The sequence below is a fragment of the Desulfotruncus arcticus DSM 17038 genome (assembly GCF_900113335.1).
GTDB lineage: Bacteria > Bacillota > Desulfotomaculia > Desulfotomaculales > Desulfallaceae > Desulfotruncus > Desulfotruncus arcticus.
In genome coordinates, this window is record NZ_FOOX01000001.1 from 80,298 (window position 1) to 96,322 (window position 16,025).

Below are 16,025 nucleotides of genomic sequence, written 5' to 3' on the forward strand. Positions count from 1 at the left end.
AAAAATGTTCAATAAAATATTAATCGCCAATCGCGGAGAAATAGCAATTAGAATCATCAGAGCCTGCCGTGAGATGGACATTAAATCAGTTGCTGTGTATTCCGAGGCCGACCGGGAAAGCCTGCACGTGCGCATGGCGGATGAAGCGGTCTGCATTGGCCCGCCCTCACCAGGGCGCAGCTATCTTAACATTGCCAACGTCATCAGCGCCGCCAAAATCACGGGCGCGCAGGCAGTTCATCCCGGTTACGGTTTTCTGGCGGAAAACGAGCGATTCGCGGAAATGTGCGCGGCCAATGACCTAACCTTTATTGGCCCTCCGGCTGGGGCCATCCGGATGATGGGCAACAAAGTGCTGGCCAGGGAAACCATGGAGGCGGCCGGAGTGCCGCTGGTGCCGGGCTCGGACGGGCTGACCGGAGATAAGGAACAGGCTTTGCAGGTAGCCAGGCGAATTGGCTATCCCATTTTAATTAAAGCGTCATACGGTGGCGGGGGCAAGGGTATGCGGGTGGCCCAATACGAGGAAGAAATGATTAAAGGGATGATGACAGCCCGTTCTGAGGCAGCCGCAGCCTTTGGCAACGGAGAGATTTATCTGGAGAAATACATTGAAGAACCGCGCCACATTGAAATGCAAATTCTGGCCGACAACTACGGCAATGTGGTGCATCTGGGGGAAAGAGACTGTTCCATCCAGCGCCGCAATCAAAAGATAATTGAGGAATCGCCCTCAGTGGCGGTTGACGGCGAGCTGCGCCGGCGCCTTGGGGAAACTGCCATTCTTGCCGCCAAAGCGGCTAACTATTGCAGTGCCGGAACGGTTGAATTTCTACTGGACCGGCATGGCAGCTTTTACTTTATTGAAATGAATACCAGAATTCAGGTGGAACATCCGGTTACCGAGATGGTTACAGGCATTGACCTGGTAAAGGAGCAAATACGTATAGCTGCCGGGGAACAATTGGAGTTTAAACAAGAAGACATTCAATTTAACGGCTGGTCCATTGAGTGCAGGATCAACGCCGAAGATCCCCGGCGTAATTTTGCGCCCTGCCCCGGCAGGATAACCAAATATCACCCGGCGGGAGGCGCGGGGGTGCGCTTGGACAGCGCCGTTTTTGCGGGCTGGGAAGTGCCGCCGCATTATGATTCCATGTTGGGCAAGCTGATTGTCTGGGGCAGGGACAGGAATGAAGCGGTGGCCAGAATGCAGCGGGCGCTGGATGAAATGCAAATTGAAGGTGTTAAAACAACTATATCTTTTCACCGCCGGATTTTACGCAACGCGTTTTTCAGACGCGGTGAAATATATACCAACTTTATTCAAAGGAGAATCATGGGCTGATCTCGTTAACCGCCGCTAAGACTCCCGCCTCTATAGGCGGGAGTTAAGCGGCGATAAACTCGAAATAAGTGCGACTAAGGTTCAGGTGGGGTCAAAACCCCACCTGAACCAAGTCTTCTTTATAAAAATTGCGAAAATTTTCCTCTATGTGTTATAATTGCTGTAAAGACAGGCTGGAGGGATACAAATGGAACAACAGGAAGGCACGCTGCGTGAAGAGAAAAACAATTTGGGTTCGATTAGAATATCAGAAGAAGTTGTAAGTGTCATTGCCGGTTTGGCTGCAACCCAGGTACCCGGTGTGGCGGGCATGAGCGGTGGTGTTGTCGGCGGTTTAACTGAAAAGCTGGGCAGAAAAAACCTGACTAAAGGAGTAAAGGTAGAGGTTGGTGAAAAGGAAGCAGCGGTTGACCTTTACATTGTGGTTGATTTCGGCTCCCGCATACCCGAGGTGGCCGGAAAAATTCAGGACGCTGTGAAGCAGGCGATTGAGAAAATGACCGGCCTGCTTGTGGTGGAAGTTAACGTAAATGTACAGGGAGTTGCTTTTGCACAGGAAACGGAAGTTGAAGAAAACAGGGTAAAGTAACCGGGAGGATCAAGCATGGGACCCTTTGATCGGGGGATTTTGGCAATCTACAGTTTAACACTGACTTTGTTGTTTTTGGCTGCCGCGGCGTTTATGGCCGGCTGGCAGGATCCTTGGTTGCGGTTGTGGCGGGAAATATCACTGCCGGGCAACAGGGATATTTTATGGGCGCTGCTGGCCATTTATGTTATCATGGGGGGCCGCTTGATCTGGAAAAGCATCAGGGGGGAACATAAAAAGAAACAGGCCATTGTTCATGAGCACAGCCTGGGCGAAGTACGTGTTTCCCTGCCTGCAATTGAATCGCTGGCTGAGAAGGAAGCCTATAACGTGGAAGGTGTACGAGAGGCCAGGGCCAGGGTTGGTGCTGCTCCCGAGGGCATTAATATAAAACTAAAAGTAACGGTTACTCCTGATATTGGTATTCCGCAGCTGTCCGAAGGCCTGCAGCAGCAGGTCAGGGACCGGATTAACAACGTGGTTGGGATAACCGTGCATGAGGTCCGTGTAGCGGTGGAGAGTTTTTCAAATCGCAAAACAAGGGTGGAATAGGGAGTAGCGGCACATGGATAATCGTTTTATACTGGAATGGATCTTGGACAACCGGGGTAAAATAATAGGTGCGCTGATAGGCTTGGGGATAAGCCTTTCGATTATTCTATGGGGTATCTTGAAAACACTGCTGATCATTATTTTTGTTTTTATTGGTTATTATGGTGGTAAACAATTGGATGACCAGGTTGACATAAAGGATAAAATTCTGCGTTTGCTGGGAGAAAGGTGACGGTTAATTCATGGGAAGAAGACAGGCCAGGGAATCGGCTATGCAGGTGCTCTACCAATTGGAAGTAGGCAAGGTTGATGTGGAAGAAGCTTTTCGGTATTTACAGGACAACTTCGCCATAGCCGCAAAAGACCTGGAATTTGCCCGGCACCTGGTAAAAGGCACAGTAGAAAATCTAACAGCGCTGGATGAAATCATCGCCGGGTACAGTCATGACTGGCAGATAAAAAGAATAGCTGTGGTGGACAGAAATATACTGCGTCTGGCGCTTTACGAGATTATGTATGAAGACACCCCTTATGGTGTTTCCATTAACGAGGCCGTAGAAATGGCCAAATTATATGGCGGTGAAAAGTCCGGCAAATTCATTAATGGAATATTAAGCGCCGTGTCCAAACAAAATAAACCAGCAAGCAGTCAGGAAAGTATTGGCGAAAGCACGCAAGAACCGGGGTAAACAGCTCCGGTTTTTTATTTTTAGTTTTTTAAAAATTTGCTCATTGCAAAAAAGGTGGCAGGAATCATATCCTTGGCCTCGAAGTATATATTTTAGAATTTTTTAAATACATCTTGGGGGAGGGTTAAGGGGTCATATGTATAAAATTTTAGAAAAAGAAGTATTCTCACCAATTATCAAGCAATTTGTCATTGAAGCGCCTAAAGTTGCCAAAAGCTGCAAGGCCGGTCAGTTCATCATTTTGCGTATTAATGAAGAAGGGGAAAGGATTCCCCTTACCATTGCCGATTATGACCGGGAAAAAGGTACAATAACCATCGTTTTCCAGGAAGTCGGCAAAAGTACAACCCAGCTCGGCCAGATGGAAGCGGGAGATACGATTAAGGACTTCGTGGGGCCGCTGGGCGAGCCTTCACACATTGAAAAATTTGACGGTCCGGTTGTGGTTGTAGGCGGCGGTGTTGGTGTTGCACCGGTACACCCCATTGCCAGGTCGCTTAAAGAGGCCGGAAACCACGTAATCGGAATTATCGGCGCCCGCAATGGCGACTTGTTGTTCTGGGAAGGCAAAATGCGGGAAGCCTGTTCTGAACTGCTGGTTACCACAGATGACGGTAGTTACGTGCGTAAAGGTTTTGTAACTGATGTTTTAAAAGAGGTTATTGAAAAACACGGTAAGGAAAACATCCCCCTGGTTTTGGCCATTGGGCCTCAGCCGATGATGCGTGCGGTCAGCAACCTGACCAAAGAATACGACCTTAAAACAATTGTCAGCTTGAACGCTTTAATGGTTGACGGCACGGGGATGTGCGGCTGCTGTCGCGTTTCCGTGGGCGGAACCACCAAATTCGTCTGCGTTGATGGACCTGAATTCGACGCCCATGCGGTTGACTGGCTGGAACTGGGACGCCGCGGCGGCATCTTCCGTCAGGAAGAACAGCAGGCTATGGAACACCATCAATGTAAATGCGGATCCGGATGCGGAGGTGCTAAATAATGACTGATGAAAAGAAGCCTAAAAAGGAAATAAAACCGACCAAGAACCCAATGCCTGCCCAGGATCCCATGGAGCGGGCCAGGAACTTTAATGAAGTGGCTCTGGGTTATTCCGAGGCGACTGTTATCGACGAAGCCAAACGCTGCCTGCAGTGCAAAAAAGAGCCCTGCCGTCAAGGCTGTCCGGTGGAAGTTGAAATTCCGTCATTTATCAAGCTGGTGGCGGAAGGCGATTTTGCCGGCGCCATCGCCCGTATTAAAAATAAAAACGCGCTGCCCGCGGTTTGCGGCCGGGTTTGCCCTCAGGAAGCCCAGTGTGAAAAATACTGCACTCTGGGTAAAAAATATGAGCCGGTTGGCATTGGCCGGATTGAACGTTTCTGTGCCGACTGGGAACTGGCGCACGGGGTTAAAACTCCGGAAGTTGCCCCTGCCACAGGTAAGAAGGTTGCCATAGTAGGTTCAGGCCCCGCCGGCCTTACCTGCGCCGCCGACCTGGCCAAGAAGGGACACAAGGTAACCGTATTTGAGGCGCTGCACGTTGCCGGCGGTGTTTTAATGTACGGTATCCCTGAATTCCGTCTGCCCAAGGCAGTAGTTCAGGCCGAGGTGCAAAACCTCAGGAATCTGGGTGTGGAAATAGATGTTAACTCCGTGGTGGGTAAATTTACCACTGTTGACGAATTAATGGAAGATGGCGGCTTTGACGCCGTATTTATCGGAACCGGTGCCGGTCTTCCTTACTTTATGAACATTCCCGGTGAAAATTCCTGCGGCGTTTATTCCGCCAACGAATTTTTAACCAGGACCAACCTGATGAAAGCATACAAATTCCCCGATTGTGATACACCCATTAAATTGGGCCGGAAAGTCGCCGTACTGGGCGGCGGCAACGTGGCCATGGACGCCGCCCGTACCGCGCTGCGCCTGGGCGCCGAAGAATCCTGGATTGTTTACCGGCGCTCCCATGAAGAGCTGCCCGCCAGAAAAGAAGAAGCTGAACACGCCGAGGAAGAGGGCGTCAAATTTGCCTTGCTTACCAGCCCCGTTGAAATCATCAGCAATGAAGACGGCTGGGTAACCGGTATGAAGTGTATCAAATACGAGCTTGGTGAACCCGATGCTTCCGGCCGCCGCCGCCCGGTGGCCATTGAAGGGTCAGAATATTTAATGGAAGTGGATACCGTGGTTGTGGCTATCGGCCAGGGGCCAAACCCGTTGGTGCCCAGGACCACCAAGGGATTGGAACTAACCAAAAAAGGCAATATCGTTGCCGATCCGGAAACCGGCGCTACTTCCAAACCAGGCGTATTTGCCGGTGGCGACGTGGTAACCGGGGCCGCCACAGTTATTCTGGCCATGGGTGCGGGCCGTACTGCAGCTAATTCCATCCATGAATATTTGAGCAATAAATAAACCGACTGGTTAGCTCATAACTCGGGAGGAAACTGATGCCTTTTATAACTGTGCGGGAACTGACTTGGCGGGTCAAGGAACTGCTGGAAAGTGATTCCCTGCTGGGCAACCTGTGGGTTAAAGGCGAAATTTCAAATTATAAAAAAGCAGCGTCCGGACATATTTACTTTACGCTAAAGGACAGTTATTCCTGCGTCAGGGTGGTTATGTTCCGGTCCCGCGCCAGAAACCTGCAATTTGGCATGGAAAACGGGTTAGCTGTTCGCGTTAACGGATACGTAACCGTGTTTGAGCGTGACGGGCAGTACCAGCTCTATGCTGAGCGGGTGGAGCCGGATGGCGAAGGCGCCCTTTACGCCGCGCTGGAAAAGCTCAAACAAAAGCTGGCTGCCGAAGGCTTGTTTGATCCGGCCCGCAAAAAAAAATTGCCCTCGTTTCCCGGCTGCATTGGTTTGGTGACTTCACCAACCGGAGCGGCGGTGCGGGACATGATCAACATACTCAGGCGCCGCTGGCCTGCCGTGCGGATTATCCTGGCACCGGTGGCTGTGCAGGGCGAGACGGCACCGGAAGAAGTGGCCGGGGGCATCAGGTTGTTAAACAAGTTGCCAGGGGTGGATTTAGTCATAGCGGGTAGAGGCGGGGGGTCGCTGGAAGAGTTATGGGCATTTAATACCGAAATTGTGGTCAGGAGTATTGCCGCGTCAAACTTACCGGTAATTTCGGCGGTGGGACATGAAACCGATTTCACACTGTCCGACCTGGCGGCAGACCTCAGGGCGCCCACACCTTCGGCTGCTGCTGAAATAGCTGTCCCTGAACGGGTGGAAATCAAGAGAATGATCGACATGCACCGGGTCAGAATAACCCGGTGCATGCAGCAAAAAACATCTGCTTACCTGCAGAGGCTTGAACAATGCGCCAGGAACCGGGTACTGGCCAGGCCGGTGGAAACCATTTGTGACCAGCGGCGTATGGTGCTGGATCAGTTGGAGAGACAACTGGGCAAGGTTGTTCAGGGCTCCGTTAAGGAGTCGGCGGGCAAGATTGCTCTGCTGGCCGGACGCCTCGACGCTTTAAGCCCTTTGGCCACGCTGGCCCGTGGCTACAGCCTTTCCTTCGGTCCTGACGGCCAGGTGCTGCGTGAAGCCCGGCAGGTTAAAACCGGAGATTTTGTAACCGTACGGCTGCACCACGGCGTGTTGGAGTGCGAGGTACGGGAAATTAATAAGACTAAAGATTCTTAAAAAGGGGAGGAAAATAATTATGGCTGCATCCCTTATTGATGGAAAAGCAATTGCGGCGACGATCAGGGAAGAAGTTAAGGCAGAAGTAGCCCAATACAGGGAGAATGGTCTTATTCCCAAGCTGAATGTGCTGCTCGTTGGCGATGACCCGGCATCGGTGGTTTACGCCCGTTCCAAGGAAAAAGCCTGCTCCAATGTGGGTATTGATTTTGAACTGGTGACCCTGCCCGGATCCACACAGGTTGAGGAAGTACTGGCACTGATCGACCAGTGGAACAAAGATCCCAAAGTACACGGCATTATGATCGAAATGCCGCTGCCCAAGGGAATGGACAAAAAAGTTGTTTTAGAAACCGTAGATCCCAAGAAAGACGTTGACGGCGCTCATCCCATCAACCGCGGCTATATTTTAAGCGGCGGCGAAGGCCTGTTCCCGGCCACTCCTCAAAGTTGTATCGAAGTTATGCTGCGCTCCGGCATTGAAATTAAAGGTAAGAATGCCGTAATCGTCGGACGTGGCGAAACTGTGGGTAAACCGCTGGTATTTATGATGCTGAATCAAAACGCCACTGTAACTGTTTGCCATACCAAGACCGCCGACCTGGCCTATCATACCAAGCAGGCCGACATTATCATTGCGGCTGTGGGCAGAGCGAAAATGATTACCGCAGACATGATTAAACCCGGTGCGGTCGTTGTTGACGCCGGCATTAACCCTGCCGAGGGCGGTGGAATTTGCGGCGACGTTGATTTTGCCAACGCCAAAGAAGTGGCCGGGAATATTTCTCCCGTTCCCGGCGGTGTAGGCAGCCTGACCACCGTGCTGATTCAGAAGAACGTGTTAAAAGCCATTAAGCTACAATCTCAATAGGAGGTTTAACTGTGAGCGAAATTTATGATTTTCCATTTCGTAAAGTAGTGGCGGTTTCCGCTTCCGATGCTCCCACCCCCGGTGGCGGCAGCGTGTCGGCTCTGGTTGGCACTCTGGGAGTAGCCATGACTGCCATGGTCGGCAATCTGACCGTGGGTAAGCCCAAGTTTAAGGATGTTGAGCCTGAGGTAAAGGAAATTACCGGCGCGGCCTATTTCATTATCAACAAGCTGGAAAAACTGGTTTCAGCCGACATAGCAGCCTTCGGTAAATTTATGGATGTATTCCGCATGCCTAAAAATACCGATGAGGAAAAAGCCAAGCGGGAAGAAATGATGCAGAAGGCTTTAAAAACAGCTACCGACACCCCGATGGAAATTGCCAGGGCCCTGCTGGAAGCTTTGGAAATTACCGACCGCCTGGCCAAAATAGGCAACAAAATGGCCATCAGCGATGCGGGTGTTGCCGCGTACATCTGCGAAGCGGCTTTAAACTCTGTGCTGCTCAGCGCCGATATCAATATCCCCATGGTTAAGGATGAAGAATACGTTAATACTATCCTCGCCGAAAAAGAACAGCTGGTTAAAAGAGCCAGGGAACTAAAAGATAAGGCCGTTGCGGTTGTGCAGGAAAGAATGAAGTAAATAAACTAACTTTAAGAAGGGGCTGCATAAGCCCCTTTTTGTGTTATAGAAATTTTTTTTATTTGACTGGTAATTTACTTGACGGATTATATATAATAGTTAAAAAATAAACAAAACGGTTAAAATGGAGGTCTAAACTGGAGATAATGGGTAATAACAAGGATGTATCTTTCGAAAAAGCTTTGGCCAGGCTTGAGGAACTGGTCAGTAAATTGGAGGAGGGAAACCTCCCGCTGGAGGAGTCGCTGAAGTTATTTGCCGAAGGCATTGAATTAACCAAGAAGTGTAGCCGGCAATTGGAAGCAGCCGAAAAACATATCAATATTTTGATTGAAGGCGGGGACGGTAAACCTATGTTGCAGGAAGAGGATCTGTAATGGACTTTAAAACAGAGTTAGCCCGACGGGCCCTGGTAATCGACCAAGCTCTTAATCATTGCCTGCCTGCAGCCGATGCCCATCCTTCAATAATCCACGAGGCCATTCGGTACAGCATTTTCGCCGGAGGCAAGAGGTTAAGGCCTGCTCTGGTGATGGCGTCCGCCTGCGCTGTTGACGGAGATGAGAGCTTGGTTTTACCGGCAGCCTGCGCTGTGGAGGTGCTGCACACTTATTCACTGGTGCATGATGACCTGCCCGCCATGGATAATGACGATTTGCGCCGGGGTAAGCCCACCAGTCACAAGAAATTTGGAGAAGCAATCGCTATTTTGGCAGGTGACTCAATGCTGACCATGGCTTTTGCATTGCTGGCCGGAATGGGTGCAACAGGCAGGGTGATGCCGGATAAGGTGGTGCAAGTTATATCCGAAGTAGCCCTTGCGGCCGGTACCTGCGGCTTGATTGGCGGACAGGTAGTAGATCTTTTATCCAGCGAAAAAGAGATTGCGCAGCAGGAGTTAGAATACATCCATACCCATAAAACAGGAGCTCTGTACCGGGCCTCGGTTAGGGCCGGTGCTATCTTATCCGGTGCCTCCCCGGATCAAATTGCCAAACTTACTGCTTATGCAGATAACTTGGGGCTTGCTTTTCAAATCACCGATGATATTCTTGATATTGAAGGCGACGAGGAAAAATTAGGAAAACCGGTGGGCAGCGATAATATAAATAAAAAGGCAACTTACCCTGCGCTTTACGGGCTGGAAGAGTCCAGAAAGCTAGCCCGTGCAGCCGGGGACCGCGCCCTGGCTGCGCTGAATCCCTTTGGCGCTGAAGCGGAATTCCTGCGCTTGCTGGTTCAATTTGTGCTATCGCGGGATAATTGAAAGATATATTGACCTCGCTAATCCAACTAAACACAAGTGCGGCATAGAGTGGATCAGCAACAGCAGGCACCTATTCATAATTGAGCATAACCGGCCGTAATTGACTCATAGGAGCTATAAGCGGCGTTTGTTCTTACCACAGGTTTTGTGTTATAATTTTGGACTGAACAGTATTCTAAAGACAAGTAACGCAGTATCCTAGTCGGGAACCCTTTTTTGAAGGCGGGCCTAAAAATCCGTCAAGGGCACATCGATGAAGTTCCTGGTGCTGGCTGCTGACGCCCAGTTGGGGGTCGGTACTGGGAGTTAAGGGGGCGGGGCGACCTGCAATGGCATGTGGGCGTTGACCCTGCCCCCGTGGAGACCCAAGTGCGTGGGAAGTTGTCATTGGCAATTACTATGGCTTGGGTATAAACCTGCATGTGGTGAAAGCTGCGTGCAGTGTAGCCTGCCTTGAGTGGTGGCGGTGGAGGTCCATAGGGTGTGATATAATGCATGGGCCCATGCATTATATCACATGGGTTTAAACCGTCACTGCAAAAGAGGCTAAAAAAAGGTACTCCCGTAGAGGAAAACTCCTAGGCTGTCCGAAAAACGGGGCGGTATGGGGATTAAAGTGCGGACTAAGTGGTAATTCAGCCTCGAAAACGGCAACGTTTCGAAGTTTCGTTTAAAGGGAAACCGCCGGTATGGCGACAGCCGGTACGAAACTGGGAAAACCTGCTGGACCTAAGCCGCAACATTTACCCGTATCGCTGTTACTTGTCCTTTTACATATTCCTCTAACATAGATGGAGTGAATTTGTTGAGAAATAATAAATCCACCGTATCCATTAAGTTTGTTTTTGTTGTTGCTTTTATTTCCTTCAGTTTAGCTGCGCTGTTTTTTATGTTATCAGAGTTTTTATCACGTTCCATCAACAGCTTAACATTATCTTTTTTGTTTTTAGCTTTAATTATACTTTTGGGTATTTCTTCAGATATCGTCGGCACTTCAGTTGCAGCAGCTGAAGAAGCGCCTTTTCACGCCAAAGCGTCAAAACGGGTAGCGGGAGCCAGGGAAGGTGTGTTTTTAATTCGCAACGCCGACCGGGTGGCAAATATTGCCAATGATGTTGTCGGCGACATTGCGGGCACCGTTAGCGGGGCGCTGGGTATAGCGCTGGTAATTAAAATAATTAGTATCTGGCCTGACACAAATAGATTTATTTTGAATATGATAATCACAGCGTTTATCGCGGCTTTTACTGTCGGGGGCAAGGCTTATGGCAAAAAGATTGCAATTAGCCGGGCAAATGATGTGATTTTTTTTGTGGGTAGAATTATTGCAGTATTCAGCGGTATAACCGGGATCAAGCTGGTTAAAAAATAGTAAAAGCAGGAGTCAGGAGACAGAAGTCAGGAGAAAGAATATGAATGGTTTATCGTCTTGTAATATTCTGAATTCTGACTCCTGACTTCTGAATACTTGAATGAGTAGGTGGAACTTTGGGCAAATATTTAGATCAAATCAATGCACCCAAAGATATTAAATCTTTAACGCTGGCACAACTTGATAAACTTGCATCGGAAATCAGAGAAGAAATAATTACCACTGTTGCCCATAACGGCGGGCACCTGGCGCCCAATTTGGGTGTAGTTGAACTAACTCTGGCGCTGCACTATGTTTTTCGTACTCCCGTGGACAAAATAATTTGGGATGTAGGGCACCAGTGTTATGGTCATAAATTGATTACCGGGCGGCGGGAACAATTCAATACCCTCCGCAGGTATGGCGGGCTCAGCGGTTTTCCCCGGCCGGATGAAAGCGAGCACGATGCTTTTGCCACAGGGCACAGCAGCACCTCTATATCAGCCGCCCTGGGTATGGCTCTGGCCAGGGATTATAAGCGCGAAAACAGCTCGGTCGTGGCGGTAATAGGTGACGGGGCCATGACCGGCGGCATGGCCTTTGAGGCGCTCAATCATGCCGGACATCTTAAAACAGATTTAATCGTGGTATTAAACGACAATGAAATGAGCATTTCGCACAATGTGGGCGCTATGTCCGGTTATCTGAGCCGGATCAGAACAGACCCTAAATATTCCAAAAGTAAAGATGAGATAGAGCAATTGCTGCGTAGAATACCTTCTATCGGTTCCACCGTGTTAAAAGTGGCGGAACGCCTTAAGGACGGTTTAAAATACCTGATGGTGCCCGGGATGATTTTTGAAGAGTTGGGCTTCACCTACCTTGGCCCGATAGACGGGCATAACATCGGGCCGATGTTGGTTACCTTGGAGCAGGCCAAGAATCTTGGCGGTCCTGTTTTGGTGCATGTAATTACGGAAAAAGGCCGGGGCTACGGGCCGGCGGTGCAAAAAGCCGATAAATTTCACGGCATCGGCCCCTTTGATATTGACTCCGGAGATTGTCTGAAAAAAAGTGACGTCAGTACGTATACGGAAGTGTTTGGGAACACCCTTACCCGGCTGGCCGGGGACAATCCTGATATTATAGCCATAACAGCGGCGATGTGCAGCGGTACGGGACTAAGCGATTTTGCCCAAAAATTCCCAAAACGCTTTTTTGATGTGGGCATTGCCGAACAGCACGCTGTGACTATGGCTGCAGGGATAGCCAAATCGGGACTGCGACCGGTGGTGGCTGTTTATTCAACCTTTTTGCAAAGGGCTTATGATCAAATCATTCACGATGTGTGTCTGCAAAATTTACCTGTAGTCTTTGCCGTAGACCGTGGTGGCATCGTAGGAGACGATGGGCCTACTCATCATGGTGTATTTGACTATTCTTTTCTGCGGTCCATTCCCAATATCACTATAATGGCGCCGGCTGATGAGAATGAATTGCAGCACATGCTGTTTACAGCGATTAAGCAGAACGGTCCCTGTGCTTTGCGTTACCCGCGCGGTACCGGTGTGGGCGTGGTGCTGGACGCGGTGCCCGCCCCAATAACCGTTGGTGAGGCGGAAGTGATTACCGAAGGCAAGGACATAACATTGCTGGCCGTGGGGAATATGGTGCAAGTTGCCCGCAAGGCCGGAGTTATGCTGAAAGAGCAAGGTATTCTTGCTACAGTGATTAACGCCAGGTTTGTAAAACCCCTGGATGAAAACTGCATTATCAAACACGCAATGCGAACCGGCCGGGTTATTACCATTGAGGAGAATGTTCTGGCCGGAGGTTTTGGGGCGGCGGTGCTGGAGCTATTGCAAGCTGCTGGCTATACCGGGATACAGGTTAAGAGTATAGGTATTCCGGATGATTTTGTTGAACACGGTACACAGTCTGAGTTGCGCCGGAAATACGGGTTAATACCGGAGAATGTTGTGGACACAGCCTTGTCAATGATTAACCGGCGCAAAATTAAAGGTATAAAATAGCCGGTTTATTGGAGGAACCTAAAGTTGTGACGGAGAAGAAAAGAATAGATCTGGTGCTTGTGGAAAAAGGTTTTTTTCCAAGCCGGGAGCAGGCCCGGGCTGCAATTATGGCCGGTGAAGTAACAATTAACGGCATGCCGGTGGATAAACCGGGTCAAAAGGTAACTGCAGACCCGGACATAACCGTGCGCGCCAAATTGCGCTATGTGAGCCGGGGCGGGCTTAAATTAGAAAAAGCACTGCAAGTTTTTGCGATCAACCTGCAGGGGAGAGTAATCCTTGATATAGGCGCTTCCACTGGAGGGTTTACTGATTGTGCCCTGCAAAACGGAGCCCGGTACGTTTATGCAGTTGATGTCGGCTATGGTCAGATAGCCTGGTCCCTGCGCAATGATCCCAGAGTTGGTGTACTTGAGCGAACAAACATCCGGTATCTGGAAAAAGATGTTTTTAAATCCGGAATGCCGGATTTTATTACTATAGACGTTTCTTTTATTTCACTGTGTCTTGTTTTGCCACGGGCAGATTTTTTATTGGGCAATTACGAGGGCGTTGCCCTGGTGAAACCCCAGTTTGAGGCCGGCCGGGAAAAAGTCGGTAAAAAAGGCGTGGTAAAAGATCCGGCAGTCCACAGGGACGTGTTAAAAAAGGTCATTAACTGCCTTGTAGAGCTCAACTGCTCCGTTTTAGGACTGGACTACTCTCCGGTAAAGGGACCGGAAGGTAATATAGAATATCTGCTGCATTTTCAAAAAGGTGGACAAGCTGTTGGGGACAATCAAGAATTGATTGATGCGGTGGTGCAAGCGGCCAACAACAACCTTGATCTCGTTAACCGCCGCTAAGACTCACGCCTCGCATAAGGAAAGGGGACACACCTGCTGAAGCTTGGGTATTTCTCTGGGGACAGGAATGTCCCCAACTAATGGAGTTAAGCGGCGATAAACTCGAAATAAGTGCGACTAAGGTTTATCGGTCAGGGGACACACCTCTGCTTATGGGTCAAATTTTTGGGTCGAGGAATGTCCCCAACGTGTGGGTCAAAACCCCACCTGAACCAAGTCTTCTTTATTGATCCTGGGCTTATAGCGCTTTTTACGGAGGGCAATCGTTTGAAAACAATTGGCTTGTTATCCAACCTGGAAAAGGATAAAATAGCGCCCCTGGTGGATGAAATATGCAACTGGTTGGGAAACCAGGGCATTACTTTGCTCAAAGACGAGAAAAGTGCCTGCGGCACTGCGACGGGTACTTTTGTTTGTACCCGCCGGGAAATGGTTGAACGGGCCGATTGCCTGATTGTACTTGGCGGAGACGGTACTTTGCTGCATAGTGCCAGGCTGGCGGCACCTCTGGGTGTGCCAATTTTCGGTGTTAACCTGGGGCGGCTCGGTTTTTTGACCGAAGTTGATAAACCGCACATTCATCTGGCCCTGGAGAGGTTATTGGCCGGCCAGTATACCATTGAAGAACGAATGATGTTGGAGGCCGGCGTAATCAGGGAAGGACAAACTTATGAGCCTGTGACCGGATTAAACGATGCTGTAATTACCAAAGGGGGCTTTGCCCGGTTAATTGTTTTAGATACTTTCGTGGACGGGCAGCATTTTAATACCTACCATGCAGACGGAGTAATTGTGGCTACACCTACCGGCTCTACCGCTTACTCGTTATCGGCCGGAGGCCCGCTGGTGGTGCCGGATCTCGATTTAATGGTTGTTACTCCAATTTGCCCCCATGCCCTTTGGGCCAGGCCGCTGGTTATTGCCGCGGGCAGTGAGGTTAGTGTGACACTGCTTTCCAGGCAGGGCGAGGTAATGCTTACTATGGACGGACAGCATGGAATGCGGCTTAACTATGGTGATGTGATCAAAGTTAGAAGGGCTGAGCACCGGGCCAGGTTTATTAAACTGAATAATCGGACATTTTTCAATATCCTCAGAGAAAAATTAAAAGAAGGGGACGGAAAAAATGAAGTGTAATTTACCCGTTCACTTCACGGGTGTTCATGGCAATGCCGTCCTTTTGGCGCAGAAGTTTCTTGCTGAAGTGCTGCAGGAGGGCTGCTGTGCTGTAGACGCCACCGCCGGCAACGGAAATGATACACTTTTTCTGGCCAATTGCGTTGGCCAGACAGGAAAGGTTTACTCCTTTGACATCCAGCCTTCCGCACTGGAGCAAACAGCTGCGTTATTAAAAGAAAACGGGCTGCTGGAACGGGTGCAGCTGATCCAGGCCGGTCACGAAAATATGGAAAAATACATCAAAGAAGTTTTAAGGGCGGTAATTTTTAACCTGGGCTATTTGCCCGGCGGGGACCATGCCATGGCAACCAAACCGGAAACTACCATCAAAGCCGTTGAAGCGGCATTAAGGAAACTGGAACCGGGAGGTAGAATAAGTATAGTTACATATACCGGACATGCCGGTGCCGTGGAAGAAAGCCGGGCGCTGGAGGAACTGGCGGCAGGGCTTGATCCTAAGGTTTACGGGGTTTTGAAATTATCATTTATTAATCGCTCCGCCTTGGCTCCATATCTAGTTTTGGTTGAGAGGAAGGTAACATATGAAAACCTGGCGTCATAAAAAAATCCTGGAAGTTATCAAGGATAATGACATCAGCACCCAGGAAGGGTTGGTAGAATCCCTGCGGGAAGCCGGGTTTGCAGTTACCCAGGCTACAATTTCCAGGGATATTAAGGAACTGGGACTAATTAAAATCCCCGGCAGTTCGGGCATTTCACGTTATGCCGTGGCGGGCGAGCCAGTAAACCCAAGAAATGAAGACCGGATAAAAAGATTTTTCAGGGATTCGGTGGTGTCTCTGGATAACAGCGAAAATTTGATTATCATCAAAACTTTACCAGGGGAGGCCCAGGGTGTGGCTTCTGCTATCGATAATTCAGGCTGGCCGGAAATAATCGGGACAGTGGCCGGTGACGATACCATTTTAATCGTAATCAAACCTAAAAAGATGACCCACTCTGTGATGAAAAAGTTTGCCGCCTTAACCGGGAGGTGA

General features: G+C 49.7%; 18 protein-coding genes. All 18 read left to right on the forward strand.

All coding sequences use genetic code 11. The annotated features are described in order from the left end of the window. Positions 1-4 precede the first annotated feature (4 nt). The 18 genes from accC (at position 5) to argR (ending at position 16,025) form a co-directional block, all read left to right on the forward strand. Entirely contained in the window at positions 5-1,348 is a 1,344-nt protein-coding gene (gene accC / locus BM056_RS00375; RefSeq protein ID WP_092467585.1) for an acetyl-CoA carboxylase biotin carboxylase subunit, read from the forward strand. Positions 1,349-1,535: 187 nt separating this feature from the next. Continuing rightward, positions 1,536-1,937, forward strand: a complete 402-nt coding sequence (locus tag BM056_RS00380) for an Asp23/Gls24 family envelope stress response protein (protein ID WP_092467587.1) — start codon at positions 1,536-1,538, stop codon at positions 1,935-1,937. A 15-nt stretch (positions 1,938-1,952) separates the two neighbouring features. Then, entirely contained in the window at positions 1,953-2,489 is a 537-nt protein-coding gene (amaP, locus tag BM056_RS00385) for an alkaline shock response membrane anchor protein AmaP (protein ID WP_092467589.1), read from the forward strand. A 13-nt stretch (positions 2,490-2,502) separates the two neighbouring features. Next, entirely contained in the window at positions 2,503-2,721 is a 219-nt protein-coding gene (locus tag BM056_RS00390) for a DUF2273 domain-containing protein (RefSeq protein WP_092467591.1), read from the forward strand. 10 nt (positions 2,722-2,731) lie between these two features. Next, complete coding sequence (gene nusB / locus BM056_RS00395) at positions 2,732-3,178, forward strand: transcription antitermination factor NusB (RefSeq protein ID WP_092467593.1); 447 nt, start codon at positions 2,732-2,734, stop codon at positions 3,176-3,178. Positions 3,179-3,314: 136 nt separating this feature from the next. Continuing rightward, complete coding sequence (locus BM056_RS00400; protein WP_092467595.1) at positions 3,315-4,175, forward strand: sulfide/dihydroorotate dehydrogenase-like FAD/NAD-binding protein; 861 nt, start codon at positions 3,315-3,317, stop codon at positions 4,173-4,175. Next, positions 4,175-5,590 (forward strand): NADPH-dependent glutamate synthase, encoded by a 1,416-nt coding sequence (gene gltA, locus BM056_RS00405; RefSeq protein ID WP_092467597.1) that lies wholly within the window; start codon positions 4,175-4,177, stop codon positions 5,588-5,590. The genes BM056_RS00400 and gltA overlap by 1 nt, the downstream gene beginning before the upstream one ends. 35 nt (positions 5,591-5,625) lie before the next feature. Beyond that, complete coding sequence (xseA, locus tag BM056_RS00410; RefSeq protein WP_092467599.1) at positions 5,626-6,837, forward strand: exodeoxyribonuclease VII large subunit; 1,212 nt, start codon at positions 5,626-5,628, stop codon at positions 6,835-6,837. Between the two features lie 19 nt (positions 6,838-6,856). Beyond that, positions 6,857-7,708, forward strand: a complete 852-nt coding sequence (locus BM056_RS00415; RefSeq protein ID WP_092467601.1) for a bifunctional 5,10-methylenetetrahydrofolate dehydrogenase/5,10-methenyltetrahydrofolate cyclohydrolase — start codon at positions 6,857-6,859, stop codon at positions 7,706-7,708. A gap of 11 nt (positions 7,709-7,719) precedes the next feature. Next, positions 7,720-8,352: a cyclodeaminase/cyclohydrolase family protein gene (locus BM056_RS00420; RefSeq protein WP_092467603.1), complete on the forward strand. Its 633-nt coding sequence runs from the start codon at positions 7,720-7,722 to the stop codon at positions 8,350-8,352. A gap of 146 nt (positions 8,353-8,498) precedes the next feature. Next, positions 8,499-8,729 (forward strand): exodeoxyribonuclease VII small subunit, encoded by a 231-nt coding sequence (gene xseB, locus BM056_RS00425; protein WP_092467605.1) that lies wholly within the window; start codon positions 8,499-8,501, stop codon positions 8,727-8,729. Then, positions 8,729-9,619, forward strand: a complete 891-nt coding sequence (locus BM056_RS00430) for a polyprenyl synthetase family protein (protein ID WP_092467607.1) — start codon at positions 8,729-8,731, stop codon at positions 9,617-9,619. The genes xseB and BM056_RS00430 overlap by 1 nt, the downstream gene beginning before the upstream one ends. 805 nt (positions 9,620-10,424) lie before the next feature. Further along, positions 10,425-10,991: a hypothetical protein gene (locus BM056_RS00435; protein WP_092467609.1), complete on the forward strand. Its 567-nt coding sequence runs from the start codon at positions 10,425-10,427 to the stop codon at positions 10,989-10,991. 116 nt (positions 10,992-11,107) lie between these two features. After that, on the forward strand, positions 11,108-13,003 hold the full coding sequence (gene dxs, locus BM056_RS00440; protein ID WP_092467611.1) for a 1-deoxy-D-xylulose-5-phosphate synthase: 1,896 nt from the start codon (positions 11,108-11,110) through the stop codon (positions 13,001-13,003). Positions 13,004-13,029: 26 nt separating this feature from the next. After that, positions 13,030-13,848: a TlyA family RNA methyltransferase gene (locus BM056_RS00445; RefSeq protein ID WP_092467613.1), complete on the forward strand. Its 819-nt coding sequence runs from the start codon at positions 13,030-13,032 to the stop codon at positions 13,846-13,848. A gap of 267 nt (positions 13,849-14,115) precedes the next feature. Further along, the gene (locus BM056_RS00450; RefSeq protein WP_092467615.1) at positions 14,116-14,985 is read left to right on the forward strand and encodes an NAD(+)/NADH kinase; all 870 of its coding nucleotides are present in this window, start codon (positions 14,116-14,118) and stop codon (positions 14,983-14,985) included. Further along, positions 14,975-15,589, forward strand: a complete 615-nt coding sequence (gene mnmM, locus BM056_RS00455) for a tRNA 5-(aminomethyl)-2-thiouridylate-methyltransferase MnmM (RefSeq protein ID WP_092467618.1) — start codon at positions 14,975-14,977, stop codon at positions 15,587-15,589. The genes BM056_RS00450 and mnmM overlap by 11 nt, the downstream gene beginning before the upstream one ends. After that, positions 15,570-16,025 carry an arginine repressor gene (argR, locus tag BM056_RS00460; protein WP_092467620.1) on the forward strand — a complete coding sequence of 152 codons (456 nt, stop codon included), beginning with the start codon at positions 15,570-15,572 and terminating at the stop codon, positions 16,023-16,025. The genes mnmM and argR overlap by 20 nt, the downstream gene beginning before the upstream one ends.

Coding starts and splice junctions, on each gene's coding strand:
- argR (WP_092467620.1), top strand. CDS start 15,570: ATGAAAACCTGGCGTCATAAAAAAATCCTGGAAGTTATCAAGGATAAT.
- BM056_RS00380 (WP_092467587.1), top strand. CDS start 1,536: ATGGAACAACAGGAAGGCACGCTGCGTGAAGAGAAAAACAATTTGGGT.
- BM056_RS00415 (WP_092467601.1), top strand. CDS start 6,857: ATGGCTGCATCCCTTATTGATGGAAAAGCAATTGCGGCGACGATCAGG.
- accC (WP_092467585.1), top strand. CDS start 5: ATGTTCAATAAAATATTAATCGCCAATCGCGGAGAAATAGCAATTAGA.
- BM056_RS00390 (WP_092467591.1), top strand. CDS start 2,503: ATGGATAATCGTTTTATACTGGAATGGATCTTGGACAACCGGGGTAAA.
- mnmM (WP_092467618.1), top strand. CDS start 14,975: ATGAAGTGTAATTTACCCGTTCACTTCACGGGTGTTCATGGCAATGCC.
- BM056_RS00400 (WP_092467595.1), top strand. CDS start 3,315: ATGTATAAAATTTTAGAAAAAGAAGTATTCTCACCAATTATCAAGCAA.
- nusB (WP_092467593.1), top strand. CDS start 2,732: ATGGGAAGAAGACAGGCCAGGGAATCGGCTATGCAGGTGCTCTACCAA.
- gltA (WP_092467597.1), top strand. CDS start 4,175: ATGACTGATGAAAAGAAGCCTAAAAAGGAAATAAAACCGACCAAGAAC.
- BM056_RS00430 (WP_092467607.1), top strand. CDS start 8,729: ATGGACTTTAAAACAGAGTTAGCCCGACGGGCCCTGGTAATCGACCAA.
- xseB (WP_092467605.1), top strand. CDS start 8,499: ATGGGTAATAACAAGGATGTATCTTTCGAAAAAGCTTTGGCCAGGCTT.
- amaP (WP_092467589.1), top strand. CDS start 1,953: ATGGGACCCTTTGATCGGGGGATTTTGGCAATCTACAGTTTAACACTG.
- xseA (WP_092467599.1), top strand. CDS start 5,626: ATGCCTTTTATAACTGTGCGGGAACTGACTTGGCGGGTCAAGGAACTG.